Origin of the sequence: Roseibium aquae, assembly GCF_008711285.1 — a bacterium.
In the GTDB taxonomy this organism is placed as follows: Bacteria; Pseudomonadota; Alphaproteobacteria; order Rhizobiales; family Stappiaceae; genus Roseibium; species Roseibium aquae.
Map to the genome: position 1 here is coordinate 246,200 of NZ_VXDC01000005.1, position 16,328 is coordinate 262,527.

Consider the following 16,328-nt stretch of genomic DNA (forward strand, 5'->3'; position numbering starts at 1 on the left):
ACAATTTCCGGCAACTGTCTGGTTGAGTTGCGCAACAGAGGTATGCCATGGGTGCGGCAATCGAAGGTTACATTTTCTACGAGATCGCGGCTCTGCTGGTCTTGTCCGCCGGTCTGGGTTTTGTGGGACTTCTCCTGCGTCAACCGCTGATCGTGAGCTTCATCGCGGTGGGGATCGTGGCCGGTCCCTCCGTGCTCGATATCGTTCATTCCGACAAGCAAATCGACCTGCTCGCCGAACTCGGGATTGCGGTTCTTCTGTTTCTGGTCGGTCTCAAGCTTGACTTCAAGCTGGTGCGCTCGCTCGGCCCGGTGGCTTTGGTAACCGGGCTTGGACAAGTGATCTTCACCACGGTGTTCGGCTTTTTGATCGCCATTGCGCTCGGCCTTGCGCCACTCCCAGCCTTCTATGTGGCCGTCGCGCTTACTTTTTCCTCGACGATCATCATCGTGAAGCTGTTGTCGGACAAGCGGGAAATAGATTCTCTCCACGGCCGCATTGCGCTCGGCTTTCTGATCGTTCAGGACGTGGTGGTTGTGGTCGCCATGATCGTTCTGTCCGCGATCGGGGTCGGCGGCTCAGGCGATACGGCCCTGACGGATGTTTTGAAGGTTTTGGGCTATGGCCTGGCCATGTTGGTGGCCGTTGCGGTATTTACCCGGTATGTCGCGACCCCGCTTGTCACCCGGTTGTCCCGTGCCCCGGAACTCCTGGTATCCTTTGCCATCGGCTGGGCCGCGCTTCTGGCTGCGCTGGGACATTACCTTGGCTTCGGCAAGGAATTGGGTGGCCTGTTGGCGGGTGTCTCCCTTGCCTCGACGCCCTTCCGCGAAGCGATCTCCGCGCGCTTGTCCTCGCTGCGCGATTTCTTGCTTCTCTTCTTCTTTATCGCCTTGGGTGCGTCTCTGGACATGTCGGTTCTCGGCGAGAGTGTGGGTCCGGCGCTCGTCCTTTCCCTCTTCGTTCTGATCGGCAATCCGCTGATCGTCCTTTTGATCATGAGTGCCATGGGGTACCGCAAGCGCACCGGCTTCCTCGCGGGTCTGACAGTGGCCCAGATCAGCGAGTTTTCTCTCATTTTCATGGCGATGGGCGTCGCGATCGGGCACGTCCCGGAGACTTCTCTCGGGCTGGTCACCCTGGTTGGATTGGTGACCATCGCGGCGTCGACCTACATGATCACCTACTCCCACAGCCTGTACGATTGGATGGAGCCTGCCTTGCGCATCTTCGAGCGCAAGAACGCCGGTTCGGCGGAAGCCGCCGGAGGGATGCCGGTCGCCAAAACCTGCGACGTGGTGCTGTTCGGATTTGGCCGGTATGGCCTCGGTATCGGAGCTGCCTTGCGGGACGGCGGTCTGAAGGTTCTGGGTGTGGATTTCAGTCCGGACGCGGTTCGCAACGCGCGAGAGCACGGGTTCGACGTGGTCTTTGGAGACGCGACCGACCCGGAGTTTCTTGCGCATTTGCCCCTCCAATCGGCGTCATGGCTCGTCATGGCTGTTCCCGAGCATGAGACCGGTCTCACTCATGACGATGCCCGGCATGCCTTGCTGCGCACTGTCCGTGACCTCGGTTACGAAGGCAAAGTCGCCGTTGCGGCTCATCGGGAGTCCACTGCGGAGAGCCTCATTCAGGCCAAGGCCGATCTGGTGCTCATGCCGTTTCGTGATGCCTCTGATGCCGCGGCGCGGCTGATATTGAGTGGCGGCCCGCCCCCCGGCCCGGCCGTGAAGGATCCCCATGGGCAGAAGGAACTGAGCGCTTGACCGGCGATGCCATGCCCATGCCGACGGTTCCGCGCCGCGTTCTGGCGGTTGTCGGCAGAGCGGACGATCTCCCAGGTCTGCGCGCCGCTTCGCGGCTTGCACAACAACATGGGGCTGAGTTGCGGGTCATGTCGTGCATCTCGCCGCCCAACGATCTGGGGATCATGGCGCGGGTAACCGGTTTGAGCCCTGAACGCATGCTTGAGCGTTTGCAGTCCGACCGCAAGGCAGATCTCCTGACGGCCTTGGCTTGCGCGGGTGAGCGTCCGGTCTCTGATCCTGAGGTGGCGGTCGGCAAGCCCTTTGTCAAGATCATCCGCACGGTTCTGCGGGACGATATCGATCTGGTGGTCAAGACCGCCGAACCGCTTGCGGGTTTTCCGCGCTTCCTTCTGGCCAGCACGGACCAGCATTTGCTGCGCAAGTGCCCCTGTCCGGTCTGGCTCCAGATGGAACAGGCGTCTCCTGCGCCCCGCAGGGTGATTGCTGCCGTGGACGTGGACGACTGGGATGCCGCTGAACCGGACACCTTGGCCGGTCTCAATCGCGCGGTGCTGCGCACCGCCGGCATCCTCACGGACCACCCCGACGGGATGCTGTTCGCGCTGCATGCATGGCAGGCTGTGGGGGAGGGGCTGGTCCGGGCGTATTCGTCACAGGCAGACGCCGCCGCAGCCTCACAGCGTTATGTTCGCGAGGTTGAATCCATCCGCTACAACGCTTTGGAGGCCTTGATCCGGGAGGCTGAAAAGGATCAAGCCTGCCGCGATCTGACCATCACGCCGCGCCTGGTCGAGGGCGATGCGCGGACCGTGATCGCCGAAGAGGCGCAGCGGCTTGGCGCAGACTTGATTGTCATGGGGACGGTTGCGCGTACGGGCCTTGGAGGCGTGATCATCGGAAACACGGCCGAAGACATCCTCAATCACAACGCCTGTTCCGTGGTCGCCGTGAAACCTTCCGGCTTCATAAGTCCGCTTGCAACGGCTTCGGTCATCCATCCTGGATCTGAACAGGAATGACAGCCGGTCTTGGAGATTTGGAGGCTGCGCATCGGCACCCGAGCGGTGGTGAACCGATCTCGGCGGCAGGGATCCGGGGCAGGATGGCGGCAAGGCTCTGTACATTGCGGTAGAGGATGCCGACACGCTGTACACCCGGGTGGCCGCCTCTGGCGTCGTGATCGAGGAAGGACTGGTTGACCGGGACTACGGCAGCCGCGAGTTCACCTGCCGCGATCCGGAGGGCAACCTTTGGTGCTTCGCCACCTATTGGCCGAAGGCGGAGCAGGCGTGAGTGCCTCGCAAGCGGTCCGCCAACCGGGGGGGAAATAGCCATGGCCGTTCTTCGCATCGTCGTCGACATCGAGACCCCGGACGTCGCAGGGCTGCGCCAGTTCTATCAGGCGCTGTTCGATCTTGATGTCAATATGGACCTCGGCTGGATCGTCACTTTGTCGTCGGGCGTCTCCATGCCCGTGCAGATGAGCCTTGCGTCGGAGGGCGGGTCCGGCGCCCCGGTTCCGGATCTGTCGATCGAGGTCGATGACGTCGACGAGGTCCACGACCGCGCAAAGGCCCAGGGGGTTCCTATCGTCTATGATATGACCGACGAGCCCTGGGGCGTCCGCCGGTTCTTTCTGCGCGACCCGGCCGACAAGCTGCTGAATGTTCTGACGCATCGGCGATGAAGCGCCGCTATGCGGGACGATACAGACATTGGTCTCACGGAGCCGATTGTCCGCTTAAGGCTGTTTGTCGAATACGCGTCTGTATAGAACTTGCCGCTCACAATCTGCGCCGTCGCTTTCATCTATGAAGCTTTCTACATGCTGGAAGCCGAGCTTCGCGTGAACCCGACGCGAACCACCGTTCCCCACAACGAATTCGGAGCCGACCTCTGAAAAGCCTCGCACACTGAACGCGAACCTCAGAACTTCGCGGGCGGCTTCAGTCGCGTATCCGTGTCCCCAAAAAGCACGTCCGATCACAAAACTGATGCCCGGATCGTTAAGAGAAAGGCCAACTGTTCCAATACTGCTTGGCCCGTGCCGAACGTCAATGCTCCACAAAAGGCGCACACCGGTCGCCGCTTTGTCGAGAGTCTTGGTCAGCCATAGTTTCCCTTCAGAAATGCTTGCAGGGATAGGATCGCCGGCAAGGTAAGCGGACTCGCGATCTGTTGCTCGCATGAACCATGCTGGAATATCGCGCTCATCTGGTGCGCGCATGACGAGCCGATCGGTCTGCAACGTCGCGTAGTTTTCGTGAGCAGCAATCACAACGTGAAATCCATGAAACCATTCGAAGGGAGAGTAGCAAGGGCGGACCCAATCGAAAAGTGGCCTGTCCAATCCCCAAGGCAGCCGTTCATCATCGGTGCAGCATTTGTTACTTTGGGCTCGGAGCCGCCGTTTGCGATGTCGCTGAGGGAGGTCTTGCACCGTCCGACGAGCATTTCATTCGGATATCTGTTCTTCACCAGACACGGCAACCGCCGCCGCGACAGGCGGAACCTGCCGCAAATCGGCCCTCAGGCGGTCCGGCGCGCCATCGGAAAGGGCCGCGTCGAGCCGCGCATGGGTCTCTCGCCAGGTAGGCAGAGCCGCCTCAAGAAGCGCCACACCTTCCCCCGTGATCTGGACCAGGCGGCTGCGTCGGTCTGCCTTGTCCGACTTGATCCGAACCAGCCCCCGGCGCTCCAGCGGTTTGAGGGCCGCCGTCAGGGACGTCCGATCCATGGCGAGGAAGGGCGCCAGAGCGCCGATCGAGGGCGGCTCGGAGCGGTTGAGCGCCATCAGCAGCGAGAATTGCCCATTGTTGAGCCCGAAGGGCCGCAGCGCCTTGTCGAACAGCCGCGCCAGCGCCCGCGCCGCGCGCTGCGTGTGCAGGCACAGACAGGTCTCGGCGACATGAACGACGATTTCGCGGTCGAGCGGCTCGGCTATGGACTCGGTCATGATAGGTTGGTATCAACTTAAATTGGAATGATCAATGCGGCGCGTAATCGCAGGGCCTGTGACTGTTCAAGGTCAGTGAGGTTGCAGCGGCGGACGGCCATAGAAAGAGACCAACGCATGATGACACCTCAGCTCTATCTGTTCTTCCAGGGTGACTGCCTTGAGGCCATGACCCACTATGCCGAAACGCTTGGCGGGACAATCGAAGGGGTCTTCCTGAACAAGGATGCGGGCTCGCCGGAAGAGCGGATGCCGGGCGGGGACGACCTGGTCATGAATCTTGCCATGCGCCTCGGCGACACGCTGATGATGGCCTCGGACAATTCCGAGGAAATGTACGAACGCCCTCAGGGCTTCCGCATCCAGATCGAGCTGCCGTCCGCAACCGATTTCGACCGGGTGTTCGCGGCGCTGTCCGACGGCGCGCGCGATATCCCCATGCCGCCGGGCGAAACCTTCTGGGCCGAACGCTTCGCCATGTTCACCGACCGGTTTGGGACACCCTGGATGCTGAACTTCACGGGGTCGAAAGGCGCAGGGGCAGGTCAGTGAGCGACGACAAGATCGAAATCGAAAACGTCACTTCGCCGGGCCGGACCGAACGGGTCAATCGTGCGAAGTACGAGGCGATGCGGGAAGCTCTGCTGGCGATCCTGCCAGATAAGGCACCGGGGCTGAAGGTGCCCGACGCCAAGGCCGCGCTCCTGCCCCTGCTTCCCGATACGCTGTTTCCGGGTGGCGACAAGGCAGGCTGGTGGCTGAAGGCAGTGCAGCTGGACCTCGAGGCCAAGGGGATCATCAAACGCGCGCCGTCAAAGCCTGTGCAGCTTTACCGTAAAAGGTCCGGCCATATGAATGTCAGTGCCGACGCAATCTGAAAGAAGGAGAAGTCCATGACCTACGTCGATGGTTTCGTGGCAGCCGTACCGACTGCCAACAAACAAGCCTACATCAAGCATGCAGAAACGTCTGCTGCGCTGTTCAAAGAGTTTGGCGCGCTTAGCATCGTCGAATGCTGGGGCGATGACATCCCGGAGGGCAAGCTCAATTCGCTACACACCGCGGTGATGCGCAAGGAGGATGAGACGGTGGTCTTCTCCTGGGTCACATGGCCCGACAAGGCCACGCGTGACGCCGGTTGGGAAAAGCTCATGGCCGATCCCCGCATGCAGCCGGACGTGAATCCGATGCCATTCGACGGCAGCCGTCTGATCTTCGGCGGGTTCGAGATGATCGTGAACGCATAATGGAGGCAGCAATGCAGAATTTCATGGCCATTTTCACCGCAACCCCGGAGTCCCGGGCGAGATCGGACTGGGGGCAGCTGGACGCCAACGCGGTGCAGGCGCGGCGGGCGGAAGGCGTTCAGGCCTGGAACGATTGGGCAGAACGAAACGAGGCTGCAATCCTTGATCCGGGCTCCCCGATCGGCAAGACGAAACGCGTGGACCCGGCGGGCCTGTCTGACGGCGCCAACACGATCACGGCCTACACGATTGTCCGGGCGGAAACGCACGAAGCGGCGGCGCGCCTGTTCGAGAACCACCCCCATTTCACCCTCTTTCCGGGCGAGGCCGTGGAGATCATGCCATGTCTTCCCATTCCGGCGGCGTGACGCCGCCAGGCAGGCAGGAGATATCCTGTGCCTGCGGCGCGACGCGCTTTGTCTGCACGGGCAAGCCGATCATGGTCACCGAGTGCTATTGCGACAGTTGCCGCAAGGCAGGGGGCATCCTTGCGGCGCTGCCTTGCGCCGAACCGGTGCTGGAGGCATCTTCCGGAACACTGTTTGTCTTGCATCGCAAGGATCGGATAGTCCCGGTGTCAGGCACCGAGCATCTTCGCGAACTCCGACTGACACCTGCGTCCTCAACCCGCCGGGTCGTGGCTATATGCTGCAATTCGCCGATGTTTCTCGATTTTTCCCATGGCCATAGGTTCAGTGCCTATGCCGAACGCTTCCCCGCAGATCAACGGCCGGTGGTCGAGGAGCGCACCATGCTGGCGGATATGCCGCAGGGCTTCAGGCCGCCATCGGATGCGCGCAATTCAAGACAATGGTCGGCAAATTTTATGGGACGGCTGTTCTGGGCCTGGGCCCGCATGGGTTTTCGCACCCCGGAAAATGACTGGGTGAAGGCGCCGCTCACATGATAGGTCTTGGCGCATGACGGGTACACATGACCATGAGTGGGAGAGGGTGCGATTATGACATGGAAACCCGATAGCTACACGTCTGTCAGCCCCTATCTCCTGGTGCGCGACGCTGAAGCGACGCTTCGATTTGTCGAAACCGTATTCGGGGCGGCCCGCCTGCGGGTGCACCACAGGGAGAATGGCCAAGGCATTGCCCATGCAGAGGCCCGGATCGACGACAGTGTCATCATGATGGGCGAGGTGGCCGACGCCTGCGAGGCGCATGTTCATGTTTACGTCCCGGACGCGGTGGCCGCCTTCCAGCGAGCACTGTCCGCCGGAGGGAGTGTCGTGCAGGACCTTCGCCGTTCGGGCGATGGCGATCACCGCGGCGGTATCGCGGACGGCAATGGCATTGTCTGGTGGATCTCGACCCAGGACGAGCAACCGGGTTGATCCCGTGAAGGTTTCGCGAGCGATAATCGGCAAGACAAAGCGGCGCCGTTAGAGCCTTCATTCACCGCACGTCACAGTAGGAGGCATTGGATGAGAGGAACTTGTCATTGCGGCACCCATGAATGGCAGCTCGACGGCGATCCGGGCTCGATCACCTCCTGCAACTGCACGCTCTGTCGTCGCTACGGCGCGCTCTGGGCCTATGACTTTGCGGGCGAGCGCATCCGCCTTTCGCCCGGCACGGCGGCCTATACCCGCAAGGAGCGGCAGGACCCGTTTCTTGAAATCCTTTTCTGTCCCAGCTGCGCCGCCGTGCTCGCCTGGCGGGCACTGCGACCGGACGCTGAGGGCCGCCGGCGCATGGCGGTCAATATCCGTCTGGCGCCGCCCGACGCGGTGGCCCACCTGCCGATCGATCATTTCGATGGGCTCGACACCTTCGACGACCTGCCGTCTGATGGGCGCTGTGTGAAGGATATGTGGTTCTGAGGTCAGGGCTCGCGCCATTGGGGGGCATTGCCCGCGACGGCTATGACGGCGCGTTGTATGGACATGGACAAGTCTAATCGTTGGCAGAAGCGGTGGGATGCGAACCCACGCGCGTTCACCCATACGCGGGTGCCCATGGGGTCATGGCGTGCCGATGATCAACCGGCGGGAACCAGATCTTCCATCCGAGACATCTTCACCATGGCCATGCACATCATCAAGGGGCCTATCCCCTTGGGATCGTTGTCGACCACCTTTTCGCTCAGGTAGTAGCCTGGCGAACCGTCCCGGTATGTGCCTTCGAAACCGCCGAGACCCGCGACTTCACATATCCCGGCCATGGATTGACGCCCCGTGGCGTCCTCGCGGATCGCCGCGCCGCAAAGGCCGCTGAGCAGGTCCGGCGGGGTATCGGACACCAGCCCGAGCGTCGCCGCCCGTTCCAGCGCATAAACGAACATCGCCGAGGCCGAGGTCTCCACATAATTTCCGGGCAAGCCGGGCTGATCGATCACCTGGAGCCATTGGCCGGGGCCGGCCTGAAGCTCGCGAAGGCGCGTCAACAGATCTACCGTCCGCCCGCGAAGCGGAGCAAAGGCGTCGGGTCCGATGAGATCGGCAACGTCGACAAGGCACATGGCGAGCCAGCCGAGTGCCCGCCCCCAATGGGCCTTTGAAAGGCCTGTGACCGGATCGGCCCAACTCTGCTCGCGGGCTTCATCGAAGCCGTGGGCATAGAGGCCGGTTTCGGGAACATAGGTATGGTCCAGCGCCGTCTCGAGCTGGTTGATCGAATCTGTCACCAGATCCGGCCGTCCCCGCACATGGGCGTAGCCGATCTGAAAAGGGGCGGCCATGTAGAGGCCGTCGAGCCAGATCTGCCAGGGATAGCGGAGCTTGTGCCAATAGACGCCGGAGCGGGTCCGCGGATGGGATTCCAACTGCTTGGCCAGGAGATCCGCGCAAGCGAGATATCTGCTGTCGCCGGTCAGGGCTTGCAGATAGAGCAACGCGCCACCTGGCCGGATGTTGTCGATATTGTATTCGGACAGCGTATAGCCGGCGAGTTTCGAACCAGGCTGGATCCTTGCATCGACCAGCCGCTTGAGATGGGTCAGCCAGCGCTCCTGCCCGCTCGCAAGATGCATCAATTCCAGGCCGCGGTAGATCAATCCGTCCTCGTAGCACCAGCCGCCGCCCTTATAGGGTTTGTAGCCGGCGACATAGTCGGCGAAAAAGTCGTCACAGAGCATGGATCCCATCCTTCGAATGCATTGATATTCCGCCATTGACCTGCGCAAAGTCGGCCCAGATCCCTTCATGCCGGCAGGCCGGAACCCCGCAGGCCATGAGCGGGATGCCGGCTTCGGCCAAGGGATCGAAAGTGACATCGAAACCGTCGAGGTGAATGTCGCGGAACGGCGCTTCCGGCAGGCCCAGCAAGGCGACGGCGGCGAGCCGCACGTTCTCGGCCAAAATGTTGCGCAAGGTCACACCCTCGACGCTCGGCGTGCCGGTGCCGCGCGGCGCCGGACTGCGCGACTGCACGGCTTCGCTCTGGCCGTCCGCATCGCAAAAGTAAAATCCATTGGCGGAAAACGCCGTGTCGACCCCATCCATGACAACATCGCTCATGCTGATGCGCGCAATCTTGCCGCCGCGGCCCCGCCGGGTCTTGATCCGCAAACCGCGGTCTGTGCCCACGAACTGGCATTTCTGGATTTTGATATCGGTGATGTCGCCGCTCATTTCGGACCCCAGAACCACGGCGCCGTGGCCCCGTTCCATCAGGCAATTGGAAATCAGGACATTGCGGGTCGGAGCCAGGTGGGTATCGTCATGCCCTGTCCGCTTTCCCGACTTGATGGCAATGCAATCGTCACCCACCGAAAAATGCAGGCCAATGAGGCTAACGTCCTCGCAGCTCTCCGGATTGAAGCCGTCGGTATTGGGGCTGTCTGGCGGATTCTCGATCTTGAGGGAAACAGCCTTCAAATCGCGGCAGCGCATGGGATGGACGGTCCAGGACGGGGAGTTGCGGATGGTGCAGCCGCTGATCTCGACATGATCGCAATAGGCCAGAAAAACGGTCCGCGGTCTGCGGGCGCCGCGCCGGGTCTCCTTCGGCCACGTCCACCAGTCGCCTCTGTCGCCACCGCCATCGAGGATACCTTGGCCCGTGATCGCCAGATGCGAAGCCCCAACCGCATTGATCAATGCGGCGAAGCTCTCCGCAGGCTCGCCTTCCCATGTTCCCACGACCAGCCCTTGCGCATTTCGGGCCGGTAGAATGGGCCAGTCGGTCCAATCGGCTTTGAGGGCCAGTTCCGCGCCGGTCTCAAGGTGCAAGGTCATGTGCGACTTGAGAAACAATGGGCCGGTCACGAAGCGCCCGCGGGGAACGATCAGCGAGCCGCCGGTCGGTACGCGGTCGATCGCGGATTGAATGGCGGCCGTATTGTCCGGGGCGTTGTCGTCCGCGCCAAGGTCTGTGATCCGCAGCGCCCCCGCGCAACGGGCGGTCTTGAACGTCGCGCAGGTGTTGGAAACTGTCAGGCGGTAGGCCTCGTCCGGTTCCAGACCGGTGAAGTAAAGCGCCGCCGTTTGGCTTGATCCCGTGGACAGGAGCGAGCCGTCTTCACTGTGCAATTGCCAGGTCTCGCCCTGTGGCAGCCGGTATTTCGCTTCTATGCCTGCGAACAAAAAACATGCGGTGCGTGGCGAGAGCGCAAGAAGGGAGAGATCTGACATGGGAATCTTGGGCTATTGTGGGGGTGGAAGCTCCACCCCCATGAACAAAGCGGTCAGGATTTGTAGTCTTCCAGAGCGTCATTGACACCGTCGACGATTTCCTGAGCGGCGGTTTCGGCGTCAATCTGTCCGTAGGCGAACATTTCGAGCGCATCCAGGAACACGGTACGCACATCCGGATGCTCGTTGAACGGCGAAACCGCTGGGCCCGTGCTTGCCATGATGATGTCATTGGCCTGTTTCAGGATCGGCTTGATCGCGCCGGCCTCGATCAGTTGCTCCGATGCGGCGCGCGAGGCCGGCAGGCCCCGGGCGGTCGCCATGGCCGCAATACCCTCCGGCTCATTGAGCAGGCAATTCAGGATCTGAGCCGCCGCCTGCGGATTGTCGGAATTGCGGGAAATGGCGAATGTCATCGAGGCCTTGCGGTAAACGCCTTCGGTCTGTGCGCCATCCACCTTCAGGATCCCGACCGGGACCAATTCATTGCCCTCTTCGAGCGGGTCCGAATACTTGAAATAGGTGGAGTCCCATTCGTAGGATCCGGCCAACTGGCCTCTGGACCATTTCGGATTCTCGTGCAGGGCCATGTTGCCTTCGGCTGCGCCCGCCTTCCATGACTGAATGACGCCTTGATCGACCAATGTTTGATAAAAGCCGATCGCGTCCGCCAGTTCGTCGGCCGACCAGGCCACGGTCATCGTCTCCGGATCGATCAGGTCCTTGCCTGTCTTCTGGGTGGCGATGTTGGAGACCAGCATAACCGCATTGAGGGTCGAGGCGTCGAACGGATAGTAATCTTCGCCGAGCTTCTCCTTGAAGACGGGGGCGGCCGCGATCACTTCGGCCCACGTGGTTGGAACATCAAGTCCGGCCTTTTCAAAGGTGGTCTTGTTGAACATGTAGACCCGGCCGGTGGTCGACACCGGCAGACCGTTGAGCTTCCCGTTCATTTCGCCGGCTGAAAGCTGCTCCGGGGTCCAGTTGTCCAGTTCTATGATGTCCTTATAATCGTACAGGTTGGCGAAACCGTCGCCGGTGAACGAAAACAAGGGGAGCCAAGGCCAATTGATCTGCATGATATCGGCCTCGGTACCGCCGGCGATCTGGGTGGTCACCTTTTCCAGATGACCCGACCAGCCCGTGAACTCCGGCTTGATCGTATGGCCATGTTTCTCGCCGCAGACCTTCAAGGCCTCCTGTGTTGCCTTGTGCCGGCTGTCGCCGCCCCACCAGCTCATCCGCAATTCAGCGGCGTGCGAGACGGCGGCGGTGCTGGCAAGCGCGGTTGCCGCCAGCAGTATCGTTATGTTCTTCTGTAGTCTTTTCATCGTTTCCTCCCGTGAAAAAAGTTCAGAGCGACCCAAGTGAAATGTTTTCCTCGGTCAGGCGGTCGAACAGATGAATCCTCTGTCCTATGGGCCGGATTGCGACCACTTCGCCACGTCTGGGAATCGTGGAAAAGTGGTCGCTGGGTACTACTGCGACGAAAGTCTCGCCGTTTATCCGGATATGGAGATTGACTTCGTGGCCGAGGAATTCGGCCGTGGTGATCGTCCCCGAAAAGCAGTTCTCCGTCCCTCCGGGGCAGACGTCCACATGCTGTGGCCGGATGCCGAATTTGACCGGACCTTCACCGATGCTGAGCCGGTCGCCAAGACCCTCGGAGATCGCGATGGTCTGGTCGCCGATCGTGATGGACGGGATGCCACCCGCCGTCGTGAGGATCGCATCGATCAGGTTCATCTCCGGCATGCCGATGAATCCGGCCACGAAACTGTTCGCGGGCTGCTCGTAGAGAGTGGTCGGGTCGGCCACCTGCATGATGTGCCCCTCCCGCATGACGCAGATCCGGTCGCCCATGGTCATCGCTTCGACCTGATCATGCGTGACGTAGACCACGGTCGCAGGCCGTCCCTCGGATTTCAGCCGCTTGTGCAGATCCGTAATCCGCACCCGCATGGAAGCGCGGAGTTTGGCGTCGAGGTTGGAAAGCGGTTCGTCGAACAGGAAGACTTCCGGTTGCTTGATCAGCGCACGTCCAACTGCCACACGTTGAGCCTGGCCGCCCGACAGCTGTTTTGGAAGCCGGTCCAGAAGGGCCTCGATTTCCAGGACTCTCGAGACATCCTGGGTCGCCCCTTCGATTTCCGGTTTTGGCCGGCCTTTCAGGCGCAGACCGAATGACAGATTGTTGCGCACCTTCATATGCGGATAGAGCGCATAGTTCTGGAACACCATCGCGATGCCGCGTTTTCCAGGTACGATGTCGTTGACGACCCGGTTGCCGATGCGGATCTCGCCTCCGGTGATGGTCTCCAGACCAGCAATCATGCGCAAAGTGGTGGATTTCGCGCAGCCGGACGGGCCGACCAGCACCATGAATTCTCCCTCCTGGACGGTCAGGTCGATACCGTGAACGGCCTTGAAACCACCGCCATAGGTTTTTTCCAGGGACTTGAGTTGAAGTTCAGCCATTACCCTTTGACCCCCCCGGTGGAGATCCCCTCGATGAAGTATTTTTGCGCGAGAAAGAATACGATGAGCGACGGAGCCAGTGTCAGCACCGACATCGCCAGGATCTGGTTCCAGTCGAACGCCTCGGTCGTGTCGATGGACAGCTTCAAGGCGAGGCTGACCGGATAGTTCTCGACCGATGAGATGTAGATCAACGGGCCGAGGAAGTCGTTCATCGTCCACATGAACTGGAACAGGCATACGGAGATGATGGCCGGCATCAGCATGGGAACGACGATATAGATAAGCGTCTGGAAGGTGTTGGCCCCGTCGACACGGGCGGCCTCTTCCATGTCGCGCGGGATGGCCCGCAGAAACTGGATCAGCATGAAGACGAAGAAGGCGTCTCCGGCCATCGCCGAGGGGACCCACAGCGGCAGGAAGCTGTCGAGCCAGCCAATGTCCCGGAACAGCAAGTATTGCGGTATCCGCGTGACGACATTGGGGAGCAGGAGGGTGGCGATGACGGTCGCGAACAGGATGCGTTTGCCTGGAAAGTCGAACCGGGCAAAGCCATAGGCGACCAGCGTGCAGGAAATGGCGGTGCCGATCACCTTCGGAGTGATGATCAAGAACGTGTTCCAGAAGAACCTGGCGAACGTATAGGGCGTCGATGTTTCCCAGCCATTGATATAGCCGGAAAGGGTCGGGTTTTCGGGCCAGAAGGAGGGGCTGGCGAAGATTTCGGAGTTCGTCTTGAAAGAGGCGCCGATCAACCAGATCAGTGGATAGAGCATGATCAGACCGACCACCGTCAGCACGGTGTAGCGGATCATGCTCGAGATCATGCGCTTGCGGCGGAGCTTGATCTCCAAGGGGCTGGCCTTGGCCGTGCGCTCGGCGTGTTTTGCGGCGGGAAAGTCGATGGATGTCGTCATTCTCAGCTCCTCTTGTCGCCGGCGTAGTAGACCCACTTCTTGGAGGACCAGAAGGCGACAAGGGTCAAAACCATGATGATGACAAACAGCACCCATGCGATCGCTGAGGCGTAGCCCATGTCGAAGCTCTTGAATGCCTTGTCATAGATGTAGAGAGGCAGAAGGTAGGTCGATTTCAAAGGTCCCCCCTCGGTGATGATGTAGGGGCCGTTGAATTCCTGGAACGCCTGCACGGTCTGCATGATCAGGTTGAAAAAGATCACCGGCGTGATCAGCGGCAAGGTGATATGGCGGAAGATCTGCCATTGGCTGGCCCCATCGATCGCGGCGGCCTCGTAGAGGGACTTGTCGACGGATTGCAGGGCAGCCAGGAAGATCACCATCGCGGATCCGAATTGCCAGCATCTGAGCAGTGTGATGGTGAACAGCGCGTTCTGCGGATCGCCGAACCAGTTGATCGGCTCGATCCCGAATACACCCAGCAGCATGTTGACCAGCCCGGATTCCGCGAAGATGTAGCGCCACAGGACGGCAATCGCGATCGAGCCTCCCAGAATGGAGGGCACGTAATAGGCGGTCCGGAACAGATTGATGGCCTTGAGCCGGTAGTTCAGGATCACGGCGATCAGCAGTGCGAAGGCGAGCTTGATCGGTACGGTCATGAAGACGTAAATCAGCGTCACGCTCAACGACCGTTCAAAGGTCCGGTCCCGCGTGAAGAGCTTCTGGTAGTTCTCCAGCCCGACCCATTTCGGTGTCGACAACAAATCGTAATCGGTAAAACTCAGGTAAAACGACGCAATAAAGGGAAAAGCGGTGAAGATGAGAAGTCCCGCCACATAGGGCGCGATATAGATATATCCGAGATACTTGTTGTCGCCGCCCATTACGCCGCCTCCTGCAGGAGACCGGCGGGCAACAGGTGGGCGGTCGATGCCAGCATGTCCCGGTACATGGCCGCCGCATCCCGGTCCGGCACCTGGCGCAGAAGCGGGTCGCCACGGAAAATGGCGAAGAGCCCCCTGTAGTCCTCCTCGACCAGCGCGCGGACGAGGGCGGTCTGCCGTCTCGAATGCTCCACGATGATTTCTTCTAGATCCGTGGGAAGGCGGCCGGCCTTGACAGGTGTGAGTTTTCCAGCTGAGAACAAAACGTTTGTTTCCACGATTGCGCCATGGTCGAACCCGGATAGTTGACCGGCATTGGGCAGATTGGCATTGGCGGTGAAAGGTTTGCCGCCCAGAAGCGCGGCAATCTGGTCGACCAGGGCCTCGTCCGACCGAATGATTTCGGGTTCCCGATCTCCGGATGCGATTGCCTCAGCGATCTCGCGCCGGTGCGCTTGATGCCGGATGCGATAATCGACGGGCGTGAGGCCGAATTGCCAAACAGCATGCGCGCCCAAATACTCATTCACCGGAAAGAATTCGGCCAAGTGGCGATCTCCGGCCGCCGCGGGAAGCCCAAACCGGCGCATCAGATCGAATTTCACCCGGTTCCGGTCTTCGAAATAACGCGCATGTTCGTCTTCTGGGGCGGGATCCACCTCGCACCAGCCGGTGTCACGATGATGCGCGGCGAACTGTGCGTAAGCCGGCATGAGGTCGCGGCCCGCCACGCTGATCCTGTCAACGAAGGTCAGATGATTGATACCAAGAACGTTGACGTCGACATCGCGGAAGCTGAAAAGCCGCTCCGGCCGGTCCCTGTTGGCAATGAAAGCGGCGATCTTGCGGATCTTTGTGACTTCGTGGCATTCGCCCCAGCACCGGATCCCGGGGAATGCCGCGTAAAGCGCGCCGGTCAGGACGCTCATGGGGTTCGTCAAATTGCACACGAAGGCTTCGGGCGCGTGTGCCTTGATCGCCTTCCCGATCTCGAGAAACGTCGGCACCGCCCGCAAGGCGCGCATAAAACCGCCTGGCCCGACCGTGTCGCCGACCGACTGGGGAACGCCGTAGCGGAGCGGGATGTCCAGATCCTTGGCCATGTCCTCAAAGCGGCCGGGCAAAATGGAGATCACGACAATGTCCGCGCCCTCAAGGGCTTCGGGAAGGTTGCTGACGGCTCGGTAGCGCGCGGGCGTCCCCACCGAGACCTCGGCGAACCTGCTGCCAATGCGTTCGTTGCGCAGGGCAGCGCTCATGTCACAGTCGTAAAGGCGGACCTCAGCCGCCAGCTGTGAATCCGCGGCAAGGTCGCTCATCAAGGTCAGGGCCCAATTGAGCGAACCGCCGCCGATATAGGTGATCTTAACCGGAATACGGTATTCGGAATATGTCATGTCTTTTGTAGAATGCACACGGTTCCGGATGGATAGATCGTGCGATCCCCATGCGGTTCCGGCGCTGTTTCCTCCCAAATCGGGTTGAC

General features: G+C 60.8%; 20 protein-coding genes. 11 read left to right on the forward strand and 9 right to left on the reverse strand.

What is annotated here, in order from left to right; genetic code table 11:
• Positions 1 to 47: 47 nt before the first annotated feature.
• The 4 genes from F0184_RS09975 to F0184_RS09990 all read left to right on the forward strand — a co-directional run bounded on the left by F0184_RS09975 (position 48) and on the right by F0184_RS09990 (position 3,459).
• Positions 48 to 1,769, forward strand: coding sequence for a cation:proton antiporter (locus F0184_RS09975; RefSeq protein WP_150496030.1), 1,722 nt, complete (start codon positions 48 to 50; stop codon positions 1,767 to 1,769).
• Positions 1,766 to 2,791 (forward strand): universal stress protein, encoded by a 1,026-nt coding sequence (locus tag F0184_RS09980; RefSeq protein ID WP_150496031.1) that lies wholly within the window; start codon positions 1,766 to 1,768, stop codon positions 2,789 to 2,791. The genes F0184_RS09975 and F0184_RS09980 overlap by 4 nt, the downstream gene beginning before the upstream one ends.
• A gap of 103 nt (positions 2,792 to 2,894) precedes the next feature.
• Entirely contained in the window at positions 2,895 to 3,065 is a 171-nt protein-coding gene (locus F0184_RS09985) for a VOC family protein (RefSeq protein WP_342212493.1), read from the forward strand.
• A gap of 40 nt (positions 3,066 to 3,105) precedes the next feature.
• The gene (locus F0184_RS09990; RefSeq protein ID WP_150496033.1) at positions 3,106 to 3,459 is read left to right on the forward strand and encodes a VOC family protein; all 354 of its coding nucleotides are present in this window, start codon (positions 3,106 to 3,108) and stop codon (positions 3,457 to 3,459) included.
• A gap of 54 nt (positions 3,460 to 3,513) precedes the next feature.
• On the opposite strand, the gene F0184_RS09995 is transcribed toward F0184_RS09990, so the two are convergent.
• On the reverse strand, positions 3,514 to 4,050 hold the full coding sequence (locus tag F0184_RS09995) for a GNAT family N-acetyltransferase (RefSeq protein WP_206668329.1): 537 nt from the start codon (positions 4,048 to 4,050) through the stop codon (positions 3,514 to 3,516).
• Positions 4,051 to 4,227: 177 nt separating this feature from the next.
• Complete coding sequence (locus F0184_RS10000) at positions 4,228 to 4,728, reverse strand: MarR family winged helix-turn-helix transcriptional regulator (RefSeq protein ID WP_150496034.1); 501 nt, start codon at positions 4,726 to 4,728, stop codon at positions 4,228 to 4,230.
• A 117-nt stretch (positions 4,729 to 4,845) separates the two neighbouring features.
• Between F0184_RS10000 and F0184_RS10005 the strand changes: the two genes are divergently transcribed.
• From F0184_RS10005 to F0184_RS10035, 7 genes are all read left to right on the forward strand, one after another.
• The gene (locus tag F0184_RS10005; protein ID WP_206668330.1) at positions 4,846 to 5,280 is read left to right on the forward strand and encodes a VOC family protein; all 435 of its coding nucleotides are present in this window, start codon (positions 4,846 to 4,848) and stop codon (positions 5,278 to 5,280) included.
• A complete protein-coding gene (locus tag F0184_RS10010) occupies positions 5,277 to 5,606 on the forward strand; it encodes a DUF6958 family protein (protein ID WP_150496035.1) in 330 nt (109 codons plus the stop codon). Before F0184_RS10005 ends, F0184_RS10010 begins: the two co-directional genes overlap by 4 nt.
• Before the next feature lie 15 nt (positions 5,607 to 5,621).
• Positions 5,622 to 5,975, forward strand: a complete 354-nt coding sequence (locus F0184_RS10015; protein WP_150496036.1) for a DUF1428 domain-containing protein — start codon at positions 5,622 to 5,624, stop codon at positions 5,973 to 5,975.
• 11 nt (positions 5,976 to 5,986) lie between these two features.
• Positions 5,987 to 6,343, forward strand: coding sequence for a hypothetical protein (locus tag F0184_RS10020; RefSeq protein WP_206668331.1), 357 nt, complete (start codon positions 5,987 to 5,989; stop codon positions 6,341 to 6,343).
• The gene (locus F0184_RS10025; protein ID WP_150496038.1) at positions 6,319 to 6,882 is read left to right on the forward strand and encodes a GFA family protein; all 564 of its coding nucleotides are present in this window, start codon (positions 6,319 to 6,321) and stop codon (positions 6,880 to 6,882) included. Before F0184_RS10020 ends, F0184_RS10025 begins: the two co-directional genes overlap by 25 nt.
• 54 nt (positions 6,883 to 6,936) lie before the next feature.
• A complete protein-coding gene (locus F0184_RS10030; protein WP_150496039.1) occupies positions 6,937 to 7,320 on the forward strand; it encodes a VOC family protein in 384 nt (127 codons plus the stop codon).
• 90 nt (positions 7,321 to 7,410) lie between these two features.
• On the forward strand, positions 7,411 to 7,809 hold the full coding sequence (locus tag F0184_RS10035) for a GFA family protein (protein ID WP_150496040.1): 399 nt from the start codon (positions 7,411 to 7,413) through the stop codon (positions 7,807 to 7,809).
• 158 nt (positions 7,810 to 7,967) lie between these two features.
• Here the strand turns inward: F0184_RS10035 and F0184_RS10040 are convergent, their stop codons facing one another.
• The 7 genes from F0184_RS10040 to F0184_RS10070 form a co-directional block, all read right to left on the reverse strand.
• Positions 7,968 to 9,062 (reverse strand): glycoside hydrolase family 88/105 protein, encoded by a 1,095-nt coding sequence (locus F0184_RS10040; RefSeq protein WP_150496041.1) that lies wholly within the window; start codon positions 9,060 to 9,062, stop codon positions 7,968 to 7,970.
• Positions 9,052 to 10,560, reverse strand: a complete 1,509-nt coding sequence (gene pglA, locus F0184_RS10045; RefSeq protein ID WP_150496042.1) for a polygalacturonase PglA — start codon at positions 10,558 to 10,560, stop codon at positions 9,052 to 9,054. Before pglA ends, F0184_RS10040 begins: the two co-directional genes overlap by 11 nt.
• A 53-nt stretch (positions 10,561 to 10,613) precedes the next feature.
• Positions 10,614 to 11,891, reverse strand: coding sequence for an ABC transporter substrate-binding protein (locus tag F0184_RS10050; RefSeq protein ID WP_150496043.1), 1,278 nt, complete (start codon positions 11,889 to 11,891; stop codon positions 10,614 to 10,616).
• 22 nt (positions 11,892 to 11,913) lie between these two features.
• Entirely contained in the window at positions 11,914 to 13,038 is a 1,125-nt protein-coding gene (locus tag F0184_RS10055) for an ABC transporter ATP-binding protein (protein WP_150496044.1), read from the reverse strand.
• The gene (locus F0184_RS10060; protein WP_244299114.1) at positions 13,038 to 13,865 is read right to left on the reverse strand and encodes a carbohydrate ABC transporter permease; all 828 of its coding nucleotides are present in this window, start codon (positions 13,863 to 13,865) and stop codon (positions 13,038 to 13,040) included. The genes F0184_RS10055 and F0184_RS10060 overlap by 1 nt, the downstream gene beginning before the upstream one ends.
• Before the next feature lie 92 nt (positions 13,866 to 13,957).
• Positions 13,958 to 14,842, reverse strand: a complete 885-nt coding sequence (locus F0184_RS10065; RefSeq protein WP_150496046.1) for a carbohydrate ABC transporter permease — start codon at positions 14,840 to 14,842, stop codon at positions 13,958 to 13,960.
• Entirely contained in the window at positions 14,842 to 16,239 is a 1,398-nt protein-coding gene (locus F0184_RS10070) for a family 4 glycosyl hydrolase (RefSeq protein WP_150496047.1), read from the reverse strand. The genes F0184_RS10065 and F0184_RS10070 overlap by 1 nt, the downstream gene beginning before the upstream one ends.
• Between the last annotated feature and the right edge of the window lie 89 nt (positions 16,240 to 16,328).

Coding starts and splice junctions, on each gene's coding strand:
- F0184_RS09975 (WP_150496030.1), top strand. CDS start 48: ATGGGTGCGGCAATCGAAGGTTACATTTTCTACGAGATCGCGGCTCTG.
- F0184_RS09990 (WP_150496033.1), top strand. CDS start 3,106: ATGGCCGTTCTTCGCATCGTCGTCGACATCGAGACCCCGGACGTCGCA.
- F0184_RS10000 (WP_150496034.1), bottom strand. CDS start 4,728: ATGACCGAGTCCATAGCCGAGCCGCTCGACCGCGAAATCGTCGTTCAT.
- F0184_RS10005 (WP_206668330.1), top strand. CDS start 4,846: ATGATGACACCTCAGCTCTATCTGTTCTTCCAGGGTGACTGCCTTGAG.
- F0184_RS10015 (WP_150496036.1), top strand. CDS start 5,622: ATGACCTACGTCGATGGTTTCGTGGCAGCCGTACCGACTGCCAACAAA.
- F0184_RS10020 (WP_206668331.1), top strand. CDS start 5,987: ATGCAGAATTTCATGGCCATTTTCACCGCAACCCCGGAGTCCCGGGCG.
- F0184_RS10025 (WP_150496038.1), top strand. CDS start 6,319: ATGTCTTCCCATTCCGGCGGCGTGACGCCGCCAGGCAGGCAGGAGATA.
- F0184_RS10030 (WP_150496039.1), top strand. CDS start 6,937: ATGACATGGAAACCCGATAGCTACACGTCTGTCAGCCCCTATCTCCTG.
- F0184_RS10035 (WP_150496040.1), top strand. CDS start 7,411: ATGAGAGGAACTTGTCATTGCGGCACCCATGAATGGCAGCTCGACGGC.
- F0184_RS10040 (WP_150496041.1), bottom strand. CDS start 9,062: ATGCTCTGTGACGACTTTTTCGCCGACTATGTCGCCGGCTACAAACCC.
- pglA (WP_150496042.1), bottom strand. CDS start 10,560: ATGTCAGATCTCTCCCTTCTTGCGCTCTCGCCACGCACCGCATGTTTT.
- F0184_RS10050 (WP_150496043.1), bottom strand. CDS start 11,891: ATGAAAAGACTACAGAAGAACATAACGATACTGCTGGCGGCAACCGCG.
- F0184_RS10055 (WP_150496044.1), bottom strand. CDS start 13,038: ATGGCTGAACTTCAACTCAAGTCCCTGGAAAAAACCTATGGCGGTGGT.
- F0184_RS10060 (WP_244299114.1), bottom strand. CDS start 13,865: ATGATCTCGAGCATGATCCGCTACACCGTGCTGACGGTGGTCGGTCTG.
- F0184_RS10065 (WP_150496046.1), bottom strand. CDS start 14,842: ATGGGCGGCGACAACAAGTATCTCGGATATATCTATATCGCGCCCTAT.
- F0184_RS10070 (WP_150496047.1), bottom strand. CDS start 16,239: ATGACATATTCCGAATACCGTATTCCGGTTAAGATCACCTATATCGGC.